At 63.2% G+C, this 13,005-nt stretch carries 13 protein-coding genes and 1 pseudogene; 4 read left to right on the forward strand and 10 right to left on the reverse strand.

All coding sequences use genetic code 11. The features are described from left to right. Window positions 1-76: 76 nt before the first annotated feature. Genes ACWEO7_RS35730 through ACWEO7_RS35775 form a run of 10 tightly spaced genes read right to left on the reverse strand, consistent with a single transcriptional unit; the run spans window position 77 to window position 9,358 of the window. Window positions 77-451, reverse strand: a complete 375-nt coding sequence (locus ACWEO7_RS35730) for an aldolase/citrate lyase family protein (RefSeq protein ID WP_452429841.1) — start codon at window positions 449-451, stop codon at window positions 77-79. Next, the gene (locus ACWEO7_RS35735; RefSeq protein WP_452429843.1) at window positions 348-1,106 is read right to left on the reverse strand and encodes an SDR family NAD(P)-dependent oxidoreductase; all 759 of its coding nucleotides are present in this window, start codon (window positions 1,104-1,106) and stop codon (window positions 348-350) included. The genes ACWEO7_RS35730 and ACWEO7_RS35735 overlap by 104 nt, the downstream gene beginning before the upstream one ends. 14 nt (window positions 1,107-1,120) lie before the next feature. Continuing rightward, entirely contained in the window at window positions 1,121-2,269 is a 1,149-nt protein-coding gene (locus ACWEO7_RS35740; protein ID WP_452429845.1) for an acyl-CoA dehydrogenase family protein, read from the reverse strand. Next, window positions 2,266-3,048, reverse strand: coding sequence for an enoyl-CoA hydratase/isomerase family protein (locus tag ACWEO7_RS35745; protein ID WP_452429847.1), 783 nt, complete (start codon window positions 3,046-3,048; stop codon window positions 2,266-2,268). Before ACWEO7_RS35745 ends, ACWEO7_RS35740 begins: the two co-directional genes overlap by 4 nt. After that, complete coding sequence (locus tag ACWEO7_RS35750; RefSeq protein WP_452429848.1) at window positions 3,036-4,295, reverse strand: CaiB/BaiF CoA transferase family protein; 1,260 nt, start codon at window positions 4,293-4,295, stop codon at window positions 3,036-3,038. The genes ACWEO7_RS35745 and ACWEO7_RS35750 overlap by 13 nt, the downstream gene beginning before the upstream one ends. After that, on the reverse strand, window positions 4,288-5,961 hold the full coding sequence (locus tag ACWEO7_RS35755; protein WP_452429850.1) for an AMP-binding protein: 1,674 nt from the start codon (window positions 5,959-5,961) through the stop codon (window positions 4,288-4,290). Before ACWEO7_RS35755 ends, ACWEO7_RS35750 begins: the two co-directional genes overlap by 8 nt. After that, the gene (locus tag ACWEO7_RS35760) at window positions 5,948-6,955 is read right to left on the reverse strand and encodes an acyl-CoA dehydrogenase family protein (protein WP_452429851.1); all 1,008 of its coding nucleotides are present in this window, start codon (window positions 6,953-6,955) and stop codon (window positions 5,948-5,950) included. The genes ACWEO7_RS35755 and ACWEO7_RS35760 overlap by 14 nt, the downstream gene beginning before the upstream one ends. Further along, the gene (locus ACWEO7_RS35765; RefSeq protein ID WP_450021998.1) at window positions 6,952-7,728 is read right to left on the reverse strand and encodes an enoyl-CoA hydratase-related protein; all 777 of its coding nucleotides are present in this window, start codon (window positions 7,726-7,728) and stop codon (window positions 6,952-6,954) included. Before ACWEO7_RS35765 ends, ACWEO7_RS35760 begins: the two co-directional genes overlap by 4 nt. Further along, window positions 7,725-8,492 carry a 3-hydroxyacyl-CoA dehydrogenase family protein gene (locus ACWEO7_RS35770; RefSeq protein ID WP_452429852.1) on the reverse strand — a complete coding sequence of 256 codons (768 nt, stop codon included), beginning with the start codon at window positions 8,490-8,492 and terminating at the stop codon, window positions 7,725-7,727. The genes ACWEO7_RS35765 and ACWEO7_RS35770 overlap by 4 nt, the downstream gene beginning before the upstream one ends. After that, a complete protein-coding gene (locus tag ACWEO7_RS35775) occupies window positions 8,489-9,358 on the reverse strand; it encodes a 3-hydroxyacyl-CoA dehydrogenase family protein (protein WP_452429854.1) in 870 nt (289 codons plus the stop codon). Before ACWEO7_RS35775 ends, ACWEO7_RS35770 begins: the two co-directional genes overlap by 4 nt. An 80-nt stretch (window positions 9,359-9,438) precedes the next feature. Between ACWEO7_RS35775 and ACWEO7_RS35780 the strand changes: the two genes are divergently transcribed. The 4 genes and pseudogenes from ACWEO7_RS35780 (at window position 9,439) to ACWEO7_RS35795 (ending at window position 12,930) form a co-directional block, all read left to right on the forward strand. Then, on the forward strand, window positions 9,439-10,953 hold the full coding sequence (locus ACWEO7_RS35780; protein WP_452429855.1) for a 3-hydroxyacyl-CoA dehydrogenase: 1,515 nt from the start codon (window positions 9,439-9,441) through the stop codon (window positions 10,951-10,953). A 16-nt stretch (window positions 10,954-10,969) separates the two neighbouring features. Beyond that, window positions 10,970-11,761: pseudogene (locus tag ACWEO7_RS35785) on the forward strand (MFS transporter); the annotation flags it as partial. A gap of 49 nt (window positions 11,762-11,810) precedes the next feature. Then, window positions 11,811-12,266, forward strand: coding sequence for an MFS transporter (locus tag ACWEO7_RS35790; RefSeq protein ID WP_452429857.1), 456 nt, complete (start codon window positions 11,811-11,813; stop codon window positions 12,264-12,266). Beyond that, window positions 12,259-12,930, forward strand: a complete 672-nt coding sequence (locus ACWEO7_RS35795; protein ID WP_452429856.1) for a carboxymuconolactone decarboxylase family protein — start codon at window positions 12,259-12,261, stop codon at window positions 12,928-12,930. Before ACWEO7_RS35790 ends, ACWEO7_RS35795 begins: the two co-directional genes overlap by 8 nt. The last annotated feature ends 75 nt before the right edge of the window (window positions 12,931-13,005 follow it).

Genomic DNA, 13,005 nt, shown 5'->3' on the forward strand with positions numbered 1-13,005 from the left:
GAACAACTCCACCATCACCGGATCGACCGCCGAGATCACCGCCACGCGAACACGATACCGACTGCCGCTCAACAACTTACGGGACAACCCTTAGCAGCCATGGCGATTCCCACGCGTTCACCCGCACGCTCAGGCGCCGAGTCGACCAATCGCCTGAGGTGATGGCGCTGATCGCCCGCTGCCGCGCAATCCGCTTCTCTTCCTCGTATGAGGGTACCGAGTCCTCCAGATCGATGATGATCATGTCGGCCGCCACTGTCCGCGCAGAGGAAAGGAGACGTTCGTTGGACGCAGGGACGAATAGGTATGACCGCGGCGGCGCTCCTGCTGGATCGTTCACCGTCATACTAGTGGGCGAAGTAGTGCATGCCGCCGTCGACAGGTAGCACAGCGCCGGTGATGTAGTCGGCAAGCGGTGAAGCCAGAAAGGCCACCGCATTACCGACTTCATGGGGCTCACCGAAGCGGCCCGCGGGGATGTTCCTGCGAATGAACTCTTCCCGTCCAGCGGGCTCTGGATGCAGCCGGTTCATCGTCTGCTCACTGGTGATCCTGCCCGGGGCAATGCAATTGACGGTGATGCCCGCGTCGGCTACCTCGCATGAAAGACCTTTGGACCAGATGTGCAGCGCGGCTTTCGCGGCAGACGCCGCGTTGAGCGAGCGGGGCTCCATCGATCCGCTGATGTTGATTACACGGCCCCACCCGGCAGCCTGCATCGCGGGTAGGAGTGCCCCGGTCAATCGCCGCGCGGCGGTGAAGTTCAGTTCTAGGGCTTCGTCCCAGAACTCGTCGCCGGCATCCAACGGAGTGGGCCGCGATCCGCCGGCGTTGTTGACGAGAATATCTACGCGGTCGCCCAGTTCGGCTACCGCGTCGAGAAGAGCCGAGATCCCTGCTGCCCTTGTCACATCGGCGACCGCGACCGAGGGAGCGCCATGCCCCTGCTCGGTGACACTGGAGGCTACCTGCTCGAGGCGATCGCGGCTGCGACCTGTGATGATCACGCGGGCGCCCGCGGCGCTGAGCGCATGGGCGCATCCGGCGCCGATACCTGCGGAACTTCCCGTGACGAGGGCAACTTTGCCTCGCACATCAATCTTCATCGGTTTCTCCTCGATCAACCTGTGGTCGCCGCGTTGGAGCGAATGTCGCGGGCGATGAGCATGCTTTGCACCTGATTGGTGCCGTCGTAGATTTCGGTGATCTTGGCGTCGCGCAGCCGACGCTCAGCGCCGAGATCGCATCGGTCACCCTCATCGCCGAGGAGCGCAACGCATTCGGCTGCTACCCGGACACCGAGTGCCGTGCAGTGCAGCTTCGCAACTGACACCTGAGGGGCGGCTTCCGGCGCCCTGGAGTCGACGAGGTCACAGACCTCGCGCAGAAGCGCGCGGCCGGCAGCGATCTCTGCCCGGATACGCGCGAGGTCGAACTGGATGTCCTGGGCGTCCCTCCGCTGGGGCGAAAGCAGTCCCTCCCGCATCAGATGCCGCACGGTCGCATCGAAAGCGCCTTGGGCGAAACCGACACCCTGAGCCGAGGCGCTGATCCGGGAATTGAGCACCGATTGCAGCAGCAGTGGGTAACCGGCGCCCTCATCGCCCAGACGCCAGGTCTCCGGGATTCGGCAATCGGTGAACGTGAGTTCGACCGTTGACGCACCCTTCTGGCCCAGCTTCTTCATTGGACGACCGGCAGAAAACCCGTCAAGGTGTTCAGTGGCAACGAGGAATGCCGTGATGCCGTCTTTACCGAGCGCTGGGTCGACTGTCGCGAATAGGACGATCACGTCGGCCATATCGCCGTTCGAGATGAAGATCTTGCTTCCGTTGACGACATAGTGACCGTCGTGCCGCGCCGCGACTGTGCGCATGGCGGCCACGTCGGAACCTGCCTCCGGTTCCGTCAGAGCGATCGCTCCGATTGCCGCACCCGAGCACAGTGCCGGAATCCACTTCTCTATCTGCTGTGGCGTACCCGCGAGTTCGATAGGGTGGGCGCAGTGCATCTGTGTCATGTAAACTGTCGCGGTGGCGCCGCAGGCCGCCGAGATGAGTTCCACCGCCTCGGCGTATTCGCGGGTGGGCCGGGCTTGTCCGCCATACTCGACGGGCATGAGAAGCCCACCAGCACCAGCCTCTGCCAGAGCTCGGATCGCCGTATCGGGGAAGGTCGCCGAGTGGTCGATCCCTTCGGCATTCGGGTCGATCAGCTGCTCGATCACTGTGCGGACAGCCGCAAGTACATCTGGCGACTCCAATGTCATGACCTGCTCCCTCTCGCGAAATTCGGCGGCCTGCGCTCCGCAAATGCAGCAATTCCTTCTTGACCGTCGGCGGAGGCGATTGCAGCCGCTGCCAGGACTGCCTCGTAGTCGAGCGCGGCCGGACGGGCAGCTGCTGCCGCCGCCGCGAGAATGCGTCTCGTTCCGGTGCGACTACCCGACGCGATCGATTCGGCGAGTGCACGCACTGTGAGCTCAAGATCAGCGGATGGCACCGGTGGCTGGGACAACAGCCCCACCTGCCATGCAGTCTGTGCGTCAATCGGCTCTCCGGACAACATCATCTGTAACGCGACGGGCTTGCTCACCGCGTGCAGAAGTCGCTGTGTCCCCCCGAATCCGGGCATGCATCCGATCTTCGCCTCAGGCAGCCCGAAACGGCTCGACGTGGAGGCAACGACGATGTGGCAGGCGAGCATCAGTTCGAAGCCTCCGCCAAGTGCCCATCCATCGACGGCGGCGACGACAGGAACCTCAGCGTCGGCGATAGCGGTCATCACCTCATGCCCCTGAGAGAGGAAACGATGCGCCGCTTCGTAGCTCAGTCCGCGGATCTCGTCGAGGTCCGCACCTGCACAGAACGCGCGGTTACCCGCGCCGCGGATCACAACACATCCGACACCTTCGTCCGCATTGGTTTCGGCGAGGTGATCGCGAAGCGCGAACAGTGTCTCACTGTTCAACGCGTTCAGGCTGTCCGGCCGATTCAGTGTCAGGATTCGGACTCGCCCCTCATCGTCCCTGCTGATCACCGCGCCCATGCCACTCCTTCCCGGATCAAATCGTCGATCTGTTCGTCCTGGAGGTTCAGTTCGGTGAGCACCTCTCGGGTGTGCTGGCCCTTGAGTGGTGCCGGGGTCGCATTCGTACGCGCATCCGGATGAGAGCCGAGTTTCCATGGGCTCGAGACGCTTTCGAACGGCCCCGCGACAGGGTGGTCCTGCTTGACGATGGCCTGACGCGCCACCACCTGCGGATCGGTCACGACCTCGGAAAGCCGTTGGATTCGAGAGCAAGGAACACCGACCGAGTGCAGAAGCGCGAGGGCGTGCTCCGCAGTGACGGTCGAAAGCGCGGTTTGGAACACGCGGACGATCTCCGCCCTGCGGTTCCGGCGTCCGGCATTCGTGGCGAGGTCGGACTGCGCCGACAGGTGCTCGAGACCGAGAACCTGGCAGGCCCTCAGCCAGTGTCGGTCGTTTCCGATCGCGACGACGATCGGACGATCGGCCGTTTCGAACGACTGGTAGATGGCGACGACCGAGTCGGTTCCGCCGCTGGGAGACGGTTCGGGTTCGCCCGCGAGGTAACTCGCGATCCTGGGGGACAGGAAGGCGAGGTCCGCTTCGAGCAGGGAGATGTCGATGATCTCCCCGATGCCTGTGTTTCGTTGTCTGACCAACGCGGATGACACAGCGAAGGCCGCGATCATTCCGGCGGCGACGTCGGAGAGCGCTGTGCTGACGCGCTGGGGTGCGCCGCCGGCGGGGCCGGTCACGCTCATCAATCCGGACCGTGCCTGCGCGATGAGGTCGTAGCCAGGAAGAGCCGAGTCCGGCCCATCGAGCCCGTAACCGGAAAACGCGCAGATCACCAGCGCGGGGAACCGCTGCGCGAGCGTATCCAGTGCCAGCCCGTGTTTGGCCAATTTCGCCGGACTCATACTTTCCACGAAAACGTCCGCGGACTCGAGCAAGCTCATGAGTGTGGCGTGACCGGCCGGTGTGGTGATGTCGAGGCAGACGCTCCGCTTGTTGCGGTTGACCGACAGGAACCAAGCAGCCTCGCCGTTGAGAAACGGCGGTCCCCAGCCTCGCGCATCGTCGCCGCGGATCGGTTCGATTTTCACTACGTCGGCGCCCATGTCCGCCAGGTACATCGAGGTGGTCGGTGCGGCGTAGGACGAGGAGATATCGATGACTCGCACTCCCGACAGTGGCAGTTCAGTGGCCGTGGCCTCTTCATCGGGGATGGAAGAGCCCGCAGCGCTGCCGCTGGTGTCAGGCATGCTCACTGTCCTTTCGGAGCCGGTCGCGCAGTTCGACTTTGCGGATCTTTCCGCTCATGGTCTTGGGCATGTCGGTGATGACCATCAGCCTTTCGGGGAGGTGGCGTTTGGACAGACCGGCATCGAGGAGGAAGGACGATAAGTGGTTGAGGTCGAGATCAGCTCCAGAGTTGAGGGATACGAACGCGCATGCCCGCTCGCCGAGCCGGTCATCGCTGTAGCCGACGACCGCGACGTCGGTGACCTCGGGATGGCGGAAGATCAAGCTTTCCACCGCTGCGACTGGTATGTTTTCCCCGCCGCGAATGATGATGTCCTTCGTGCGGCCGGTGATCGTTACGCACCCATCTGTTTCGATCACCGCCCTATCGCCTGTGACGAACCAGCCATCGGCGTCGAAAGCATGGCGGGTGAAGTCGGGCCGGGCATAATAGCCGGCGAATAGTCCGGCACCTCTGATCTGGAGTTCGCCTTCAATGCCTTGCTGCAGCGGGCATCCAGCTTCGTCACACACTCGAGCCTCGCATGCCGCGACAGGCATTCCATCGGTTTCGTCGTTTCGTCGTCCGAGAGTTGGACGGCCGGAAACCGCGATCCCGAACTCGGTCATTCCCCATGCCGGGATCACGTCACAGTTCAACGCCTGACGTGCCTCCGGGATGAGAGGCCGCGGAATCGGCGCACCCGCAGCTACGACGAGATTCAAGCAAGGAGCGGACGCCGCGGTGAGGTTCGCTGTCCTCAACAGGTCGATCAGAAATGTCGGCGAACCGACCATGCAAGTGATCTGCTGCTCTGCGATCACAAGGGCTCCGGTGGTCGGCGACCACCGGTCCACGTAGACCGCGGTGCCGCCGAGATGCACGGTGAGCAGCACGCCCCACATGAATCCGGTCGCGTGGCCGACCGGCGACATCACGAGGTTGCGCATCGGATCGCCGTAGTTCGCTGGTCCAACATGTGCGGCCCAGCCGCGCACCACCACGTCGAGGGTTGCGTGGAGGTTCATCACTGCTTTGGGTTCTTCGGTTGTGCCGGAGGTGAATGCCAGCTGTGCGATGGCGAGTGGATCGACATGCGCGGGCCCGTCATAACGCCCGTGCGCGATCAGGTCGGTGAACGACAATCCGGGGTGGCCCGAGGCCCCGTCGACGACCACCATCAGGAAATCGTCGCGATCGGCGAGCGTGGCCGCGGCAAGCGCAGCGAGGTCTCGGCCGGCATGCGAGCCGGTGATGATCATCATCTCGGCGCCGGCTCGCCTGGTCATGAATTCGATTTCGTGCGCGCCGTAGGTGATCGGGATTCCTGAGTAGGTGGCTCCGATCCGGAGGATGCCGTAAACGATGGCCGGGAACTCGGCACAGTTGGACATCATCACAGAGACCACGGATCCGGGCCCCACGCCATTCGCGAGAAGGCCGGCCGACACTTGCCGGCTCAGTGCATCCAGTTCCGCGTAGGTCAGTGTTCTGACAGCAGCTCCGCGCTCGTCGACAGTGACCGCCGCGGTCCGGTCGGGAAAGGTTGCGACCGCATCATCGAGGAAGGCGACGAGGGATCGCTGGGCCCACGCACCGGATTCGAATCGTTCGGCGATCAAGTTGTGCGTAAGGGCGCTCCCGGGGAGCGCCAATGCCCTGCGGACGGTCTCAGCGGTAATCATCAGGCCTCCTTGCCCGTGTTGCTGGATCCAAGTGCTCGGAGGCGGTCAAGCGCCGCGCGATCAGCGTGCTCGAACAACGCGCTCGCAGGCTCAGAGCATCACGTACCTGGTCGGCGACCTGGAATTCGTCGATGTATCCGTACCCGCCGTGCACTTGAACCGCTGAGAGCGCGACGTCGACAGCTGCTTGGCACGCACGGGCGGCGACAGTCGCAGCGACGACGCGACGGTTCCGCGTATCGAAATCGGATGCGAGAGCTGCCCTCAATGACTCACGGGCACCGTCGACGCGGTCTGCCATGTCCGCCACGATGGCCCGGAGTCCAGCGAATGCGCTTATGGTGCTGCCGAATTGGCGCCGAGTCCGGGCGTAGTCAACCGACGTCGACAGGGCCGCGTCAGCTACACCGAGTGCGGCCGAGGCGACCAGAATGTCCCAGTCGGCGCTTGTTGCTGCCGCATCCTGGTCCGACAGCCGGTCTTCGACCCGAGGGACTACGCAGATTCCACCGAGTGCCGCGCCACGAAGTCCGGTGCGCTTCGGAACGTCGCTGAATACTTCGAAGTGCGTTGTCGAAACGGCGAGTACGCCCGCATCTGTGCGTTCGAGGAGGATGGCAGTGGTCGGCGTAGCCACCAGCGGCGCAGTCGTCGATCGCAGTTCCGTGCCGGCGTAATGAGCGATGGCGGCAACGGATTCGAGGGAGGGGCTGTCTACTCCGCGACGTAACTGAGCGCGGTGGGCGACGTACCGGGACGCAAGGAAGTACGCGACCGAGCCTGATTCTCGACCCACCTCCTCGATGACGCGGGACGCCCAATCGAGCGCGTCGACTCCCGTGAGGCCGAATGTGTCGGTTGCGAGATCGAGAAGGCCGGTGTCACCGAGGGGGCCCAGCATCGATGCGGCTTCGGTCCTGGCGTAAGGCTTCTTTGCCGCAAGGTCGCGAACGGTTTGCAGCAGGTACGTCAATTCACTGTCGTTCTCGGTCATTGATTGAACCTGGTTCGGTCCGGATCGCGACGCGTGTCGAAGGCTTCGGACAGTTCGTGGGATTCGGCAGTGCTGCGGTAGGCGGTGAGAAGCAGGTCATGCGCCATTCTGGCCTGGCCCACAACGCCTGAATGCCGACCAGAGAATGCGGTCTTGACCGCGGAGATCGCGAACGGGCCACGTTGGCGCAGAACACCCCCGACTTCGAGTGCTCGGTCGAGCGCCGACCCACGAGAGCTGATCTCGTTGATCAAACCCATGTCGAGCGCCTCGGCCGCCGAATATTTCTTGTTCAGGTACCACATTTCTTTCGCGCGGCGGCGCCCGATCGCCTCTTCGAGGTACCAGGTGCCGTATCCCGCATCGAAGCTACCGACCATCGGTCCCACCTGGCGGAACACAGCATGAGGTGCGGCGATCGACAGGTCGCATACCACTTGCAGGACGTTCCCTCCTCCGACGGCGTATCCATCGACTGCCGCGATCACAGGTTTGGGCATTGTGTCGATGAATTCGTACAAGTCGATTACAGGCATGACACTGGAGTAGTCGAGCGACTCCAATGGTTCGTGCTCGCCGCCGATGCAGAAGAATTTCCCCCCGGCCCCGGTAAGTATCGCGACGTCGATGGCACGATCCTCACGCACGCGCCGGAAAGCGTCGAGCAGTTCCCGGGCTGTCTGAAATCGGAGCTTGTTAGCGCGTTCGGGTCGATTTATCGTCACGACGGCGATACCGTCAGCGACGTCCATAATGATGTCCTGATAAGTCACTTGCTCGACTCCTCCATGGGGTCAGAAATTGCCCGAATAGTTTCTCTGTGCACAGCTGGACTGGCGGGGAGCACGAACGCGGGGTCACCGAGCCACCGATAAAGGTTCTCGGCGACCTGTATGTGGTCATCGAGGCCGGCGTGTTTCAACGCAACCAAGGGACCGACGGCATGCCCCAGCCCGAGCTCGACGATACGGTCGATGTCCGGCGGTGACGCGATACCTCGCGCCGCGGCGGCGAGTACCTGGTTGACGAATGGAACAAGCAGTCGCCGCGTAATACGCCCGGGCACATCCGCAACGTGCATCCAGGGCATTCCCAGCGTGTCGCTCAATTCGACCGCCGCGACGACCGCCTCACTTCCCGTTGATGCATCACCGCAAATCTCGACGAGTCCACTGCCGACAGCCGTAGGCAGGAAGTGAAATCCGGCCAGACGCCTGCGAAGTCCGGAGGCCTGGGCAAGCTGCGCCACTGTGAACGACGATGTCGCAGTCAGCACGATTACGGTGCTGCTCGCCGCCAGGCGCCCCAGCACGCTGATCTTGGTGTCGAGGTCGTCCGGCACCGCTTCGATCACCACATCACAGCCGAGTAGTCCGGAGATCTCATCGACGGCGGTGATGGCGGGCTGTTCGTCAGCGAGACGATCGGCTCTGTCCGCGACCTCGTCCATCACGAGCACTCGATTGCCGCCGCTCGCGAGTCCGCGCGCTATCGCGCTGCCGACACACCCTGCTCCGGCAATCCCATACGTCGTCATGCCTGCTCCTTCGAATACGTATAGAAGCCCTGCCCGGTCTTGCGGCCAAGATGTCCTTGGGCGATCATCCGCACCACCGTGTCCGGCGCACGATAGCGATCGTCACCGAATTGCCGCTGCAAGCTGGTTGTCACAGCCAGGTGCACGTCGAGGCCGACGATGTCGAGCAGCCGGAAGGGGCCGATCGGAAATCCCATACCTTCGGTGACAGCGCGGTCGATCTCCTCGACTGTGGCGAGCCCGGATTCGAGCGCTCTGATGCTGTCGTTCTCGAAGGCGACCACCAGAAAGTTCGTGATCAGTCCCGGACTGTCTCGGAGAATTACTGGTATTTTGCCCACCGACTCGAGCAGAGCGACTGCGGTGGCGACGGTGTCGTCGCTCGTCTGCGGTCCCCGGGCGACCTCGACCAGCGGCATCAGCGGTGCGGGATTGCAGTAGTGGGTGCCGATGAGGTTCTCGGGGCGAGCAAGGCCGTCGGCGATCGACTCGATGAGAAGAGTCGACGTATTCGTGTGAATTCGTGTGTCGGGTGCACAGATCGCCTCGACGCGGGCCAGCACTTCTTTCTTGAGCTCGACGTTCTCGGGGAGCGCTTCGACGACGAATCCGGCCTCGGCGATACCAGCGAGATCGCCGACGTACACGATACGCCGCAGCGCCGCCGCAGCGTCGTCTTCGGTCATCTTTCCACGCCGCACACTCTCGGCGAAGAAGTCGTGAACCAGGTCGGCGGCGCGCGCCAGTTGCGAGCTGTCGCGGTCCATGAGCCGGACATCGCGCCCTCCGCGCGCGAGTGTCAACGCGATCCCCTGTCCCATCGTGCCCGCTCCCAGAACGGCTACCAGGCTCTTCCTGTCAGTCACTTGACAGAGCTTACAAATGTCTTACAGTTTACGCAACACGTGACAGTGACCACAGTTCAAGCTTCCCGGAAGGCATGCGAATGACAACCAGCGCGCCGCGGATCTGCGTGATCGGCGCCGGCACCATGGGGCAGGGCATCGCCCAAGTCGCACTCACCGCCGGGCACAACGTCGGCCTGGTCGACCGCGATGCCGACCAGCTCGCCGCCGCAGTGGCCGGCATTCGGACTCGACTTACCCGTCGAGCGCCTGAGCTGCTGCAGAGCCTTTCCGCGCGTCTGCTCATCGCACAATCGGTCCATGGTCTGCCCGTCGAGTCGAACACCGTAGTCGTCGAAGCAGTCGTGGAGAACCTCTCGATCAAACATGCGGTGCTCCAGGAGGCGTTCGATCACTTCGGGCCGTCGTGCCGGCTCGCGACGAACACCTCTTCGCTATCGATCACCGACATCGCAGCGGGGCTTTCCCGGCCGGACCGCGTGATCGGGATGCACTTCTTCAATCCCGTTCCGGTCATGCAACTGGTCGAGGTCGTTCCGGCTGTGCAGACCGATCCCGCGCTCGTCGAAGAAATCCGGCAGCTGGCAGTGTCGTGGGGGAAAACGCCGACCGTGGCGCGATCGACACCCGGCTTCATCGTCAATCGCATCGCCCGACCGTTCTACGGCGAAGCTCTCCGCCTGGCGGAGGAGAACGTGGCTTCGATCGCGATCATCGATCGCCTACTGCGGGGAGCCGGGGGCTTTCGCATGGGGCCGTTCGAACTCATGGATCTGGTCGGCAACGACGTCAACGAGACCGTGACCCGAACCGTCTGGACAGCCTTCCACTTCGATCCCCGGTTTACCCCGTCTTTGCTGCAGCGCGAACTGGTCGCGGCCGGTCGGCTCGGGCGCAAGACGGGGTCCGGGTTCTATGACTACGAGGATGGAGCCGCCGTCATCGCCCCGTCGCCGCAACCGGAACCAACTCGTCCCGTACCTGAGACCATCGAGCTGCACGGAAATTCGGCCGAGCTCGAGCAACTGCTGTTGCGCGGCGGGATCACCGCCAGGCGCATTCCCGGTCGGCGCCCATATCTGTCGCTCCCGGGGCTGGGCGAAGTTCGGATTACCCGCGGTATCAGCGCGCAGGAGGAGTCCTCCATCGAGGCAGTCCCCGTGGTCCTCATCGACCGTCCACTCGACATGGATACTGCCTCGTGCCTGGCCTTTTCGGGATCAGAAGATTCCGCCGACCTCGCAGGTGCAGTGGCCGCGCTCCTTCGTCGAGCCGGCATCGATCCGATTCGCGTACTCGACGCGCCCGGCCTGATCGTTGCCCGTGTGGTGAGCATGATCATCAATGAGGCGAGTGAGGCTCTGCACCTCGGTATCGCCTCGGCCGCTGATATCGACACCGCCATGCAACTCGGTACCAACTACCCCCTCGGCCCTCTGCAGTGGGCCGACAGGTGGTCGGCGGCCTACGTTCTATCGCTGATCGATGCGTTGCGTGACGGATATCGCGACACACGTTATCGCGCCAGCTGGCACCTCCGTTCGTCCGCACACCGGCACCGCGCCTCTCATCGTCCGCCACAGTTGTCGGCATAAAAGCAAGGAGACACCGATGTCTGACATATCAACCAAATCCCGACGGGTGGCGTTGGCCAGCCTGGCTGGGACCACGATCGAATACTACGATTTCTTCATCTACGGAACAGCCGCCGCGCTGGTGTTCAGCAAAGTGTTCTTCCCTTCTGTCGACCCCTTGACCGGGACCTTGTTGTCTTTGTCCACATTTGCTGTTGCCTTCATCGCGCGACCGATCGGCGCCATCGTCATAGGCCACTACGGCGACCGAATCGGGCGCAAGTCCATGCTCGTGTTCACGCTCATGTCGATGGGCGGAACGACTCTGCTGATCGGCGTTGTCCCGTCCCACGCCACTATCGGCATCGCGGCGCCGATCGTCTTGATCGGCCTGCGTTTCATTCAGGGCTTCGCGCTCGGCGGAGAGTACGGCGGCGCTGTCCTCATGGCTACCGAGCACGCGGAAGCGAACAAGCACGGGTCACGCGCGAGCCTTGTTCAGCTGGGCGCGCCCCTCGGACTCATTCTCGCGAACATCGTCTTCTTCGCCCTCGCCCCACTGACGCCTCACGCCTTCGAAACCTGGGGTTGGCGTGTTCCGTTCATTCTCAGCATCGTCCTCGTCATCATCGGCGTGACCGTTCGAATGAAGGTCGAGGAGTCGCCGTCCTTCAAGCGCATGGCCGATTCGGGGGCGGTCGCCAAGATGCCGGTGGTCGAGGTTTTCCGCACGAATGCCCTACGTGTGCTGTTGGTGGCGCTCACCAGTGTCTCGGTCGGTGTGACGTTCTACGTAGGCACGGTATACAGCCTCACTTACGGCACGAAACAACAGGGCCATTCCCCGGAACACCATGCTCGCGATCGTCATCGTCGCGATGGTGGCCGTTATCATCGGCGTCCTGCTCTTCGGCAAGCTCGTCGACAAGATCGGCCCTCGAAAAGTCTTCCTGTGCGGGTCCGTAGGCATGATCGCCGCAGCCCCGCTCTTCATCGCAGCGCTGCAGACCGGCGACATCGGATTGACCATCCTCGGATACCTCATCCTCTTCGTTCCCTACAGCGCATCGTGGTCAGCGTTGAGCAGCATGCTCGCGGCGTGCTTCGACACCCGGATCCGCTACTCGGGCTTGTCGATCGGTTTCACCCTCGGCCAGATTCTTGGTAGCGCGTTCGCCCCCATCGTCGCCACGGAGTTGCTGTCCCGAACCGGGTCGTTGTGGTCAGTCGCCGCGTACGTCGCCGCCGCAACGGCACTGTCCGCCGTGACGGCAGTCATGATCCGTGAACGCCGACTGTCGCCGGCGCCCGCAGGAGACCTGGTCGGTGCCTGATTTCGAGGCGCCCTCGATCGCTCCGCTCGGCGAACGCGCCGAGCGGAGTCTTCTTCGGCGCGATCCCCGATATCTGACCGCACTCCGCGCCTTGGACGCAGTCGCTTGGGCCAATCCGTCGCTCACTCTTGCCGAGAAACACTTGATCTGCCTTGCAGCCGCGGCTGCGGTGACCGATCTGGATGAGCAGCGTATTCGACTACACATCACACGGGCACTGGAAGCAGGCGCCACCGAACCGCAGGTGCTCGAGGTCATCGAGCTCACCAGCACACTCGGCGTCCACGCCTGCACTGAGGGACTACCCGCACTTCTCGACGCCATCGAACCGCTCGATAACTCGGCGCTATCCCCCAGGCAACACCAACTTCAAGCGGCGTTCAAGGAAAAGCGCGGGTACTGGAGCGCCATCTGGGACGGATTGTTACGCCTCGACGAGGCGTACCTGGAAGCGTATCTCGACTTCTCCGCGCATCCATGGGCCACAGACCACCTGAGCCCCGTGATGAAGGAACTCGTGTACGTGGCGTTCGATGCGACCGCATCGCACCTCTATCGTCCAGGAATCGACATACATGTGCGCAATGCCTTGAAGCTCGGCGCCACAGCACAACAGGTAGCGAATGTCTTCACCTTGCTGAGCACGCTAAGGGTTGTCCCGTAAGTCCGACGCGGTGATGACGACCTGGACCCGGTTACGGTCAGCGGGCGTGGGCGAGGTTGGCCAGAGTGGCAACTC

The organism is Nocardia sp. NPDC004260 (assembly GCF_053603155.1).

Excerpts from the sequence above, each read along its gene's own strand:
- ACWEO7_RS35730 (WP_452429841.1), bottom strand. The coding sequence starts at position 451 with ATGAAGTCGGTAATGCGGTGGCCTTTCTGGCTTCACCGCTTGCCGACT.
- ACWEO7_RS35735 (WP_452429843.1), bottom strand. The coding sequence starts at position 1,106 with ATGAAGATTGATGTGCGAGGCAAAGTTGCCCTCGTCACGGGAAGTTCC.
- ACWEO7_RS35740 (WP_452429845.1), bottom strand. The coding sequence starts at position 2,269 with ATGACATTGGAGTCGCCAGATGTACTTGCGGCTGTCCGCACAGTGATC.
- ACWEO7_RS35745 (WP_452429847.1), bottom strand. The coding sequence starts at position 3,048 with ATGGGCGCGGTGATCAGCAGGGACGATGAGGGGCGAGTCCGAATCCTG.
- ACWEO7_RS35750 (WP_452429848.1), bottom strand. The coding sequence starts at position 4,295 with ATGCCTGACACCAGCGGCAGCGCTGCGGGCTCTTCCATCCCCGATGAA.
- ACWEO7_RS35755 (WP_452429850.1), bottom strand. The coding sequence starts at position 5,961 with ATGATTACCGCTGAGACCGTCCGCAGGGCATTGGCGCTCCCCGGGAGC.
- ACWEO7_RS35760 (WP_452429851.1), bottom strand. The coding sequence starts at position 6,955 with ATGACCGAGAACGACAGTGAATTGACGTACCTGCTGCAAACCGTTCGC.
- ACWEO7_RS35770 (WP_452429852.1), bottom strand. The coding sequence starts at position 8,492 with ATGACGACGTATGGGATTGCCGGAGCAGGGTGTGTCGGCAGCGCGATA.
- ACWEO7_RS35780 (WP_452429855.1), top strand. The coding sequence starts at position 9,439 with ATGACAACCAGCGCGCCGCGGATCTGCGTGATCGGCGCCGGCACCATG.
- ACWEO7_RS35790 (WP_452429857.1), top strand. The coding sequence starts at position 11,811 with ATGGTGGCCGTTATCATCGGCGTCCTGCTCTTCGGCAAGCTCGTCGAC.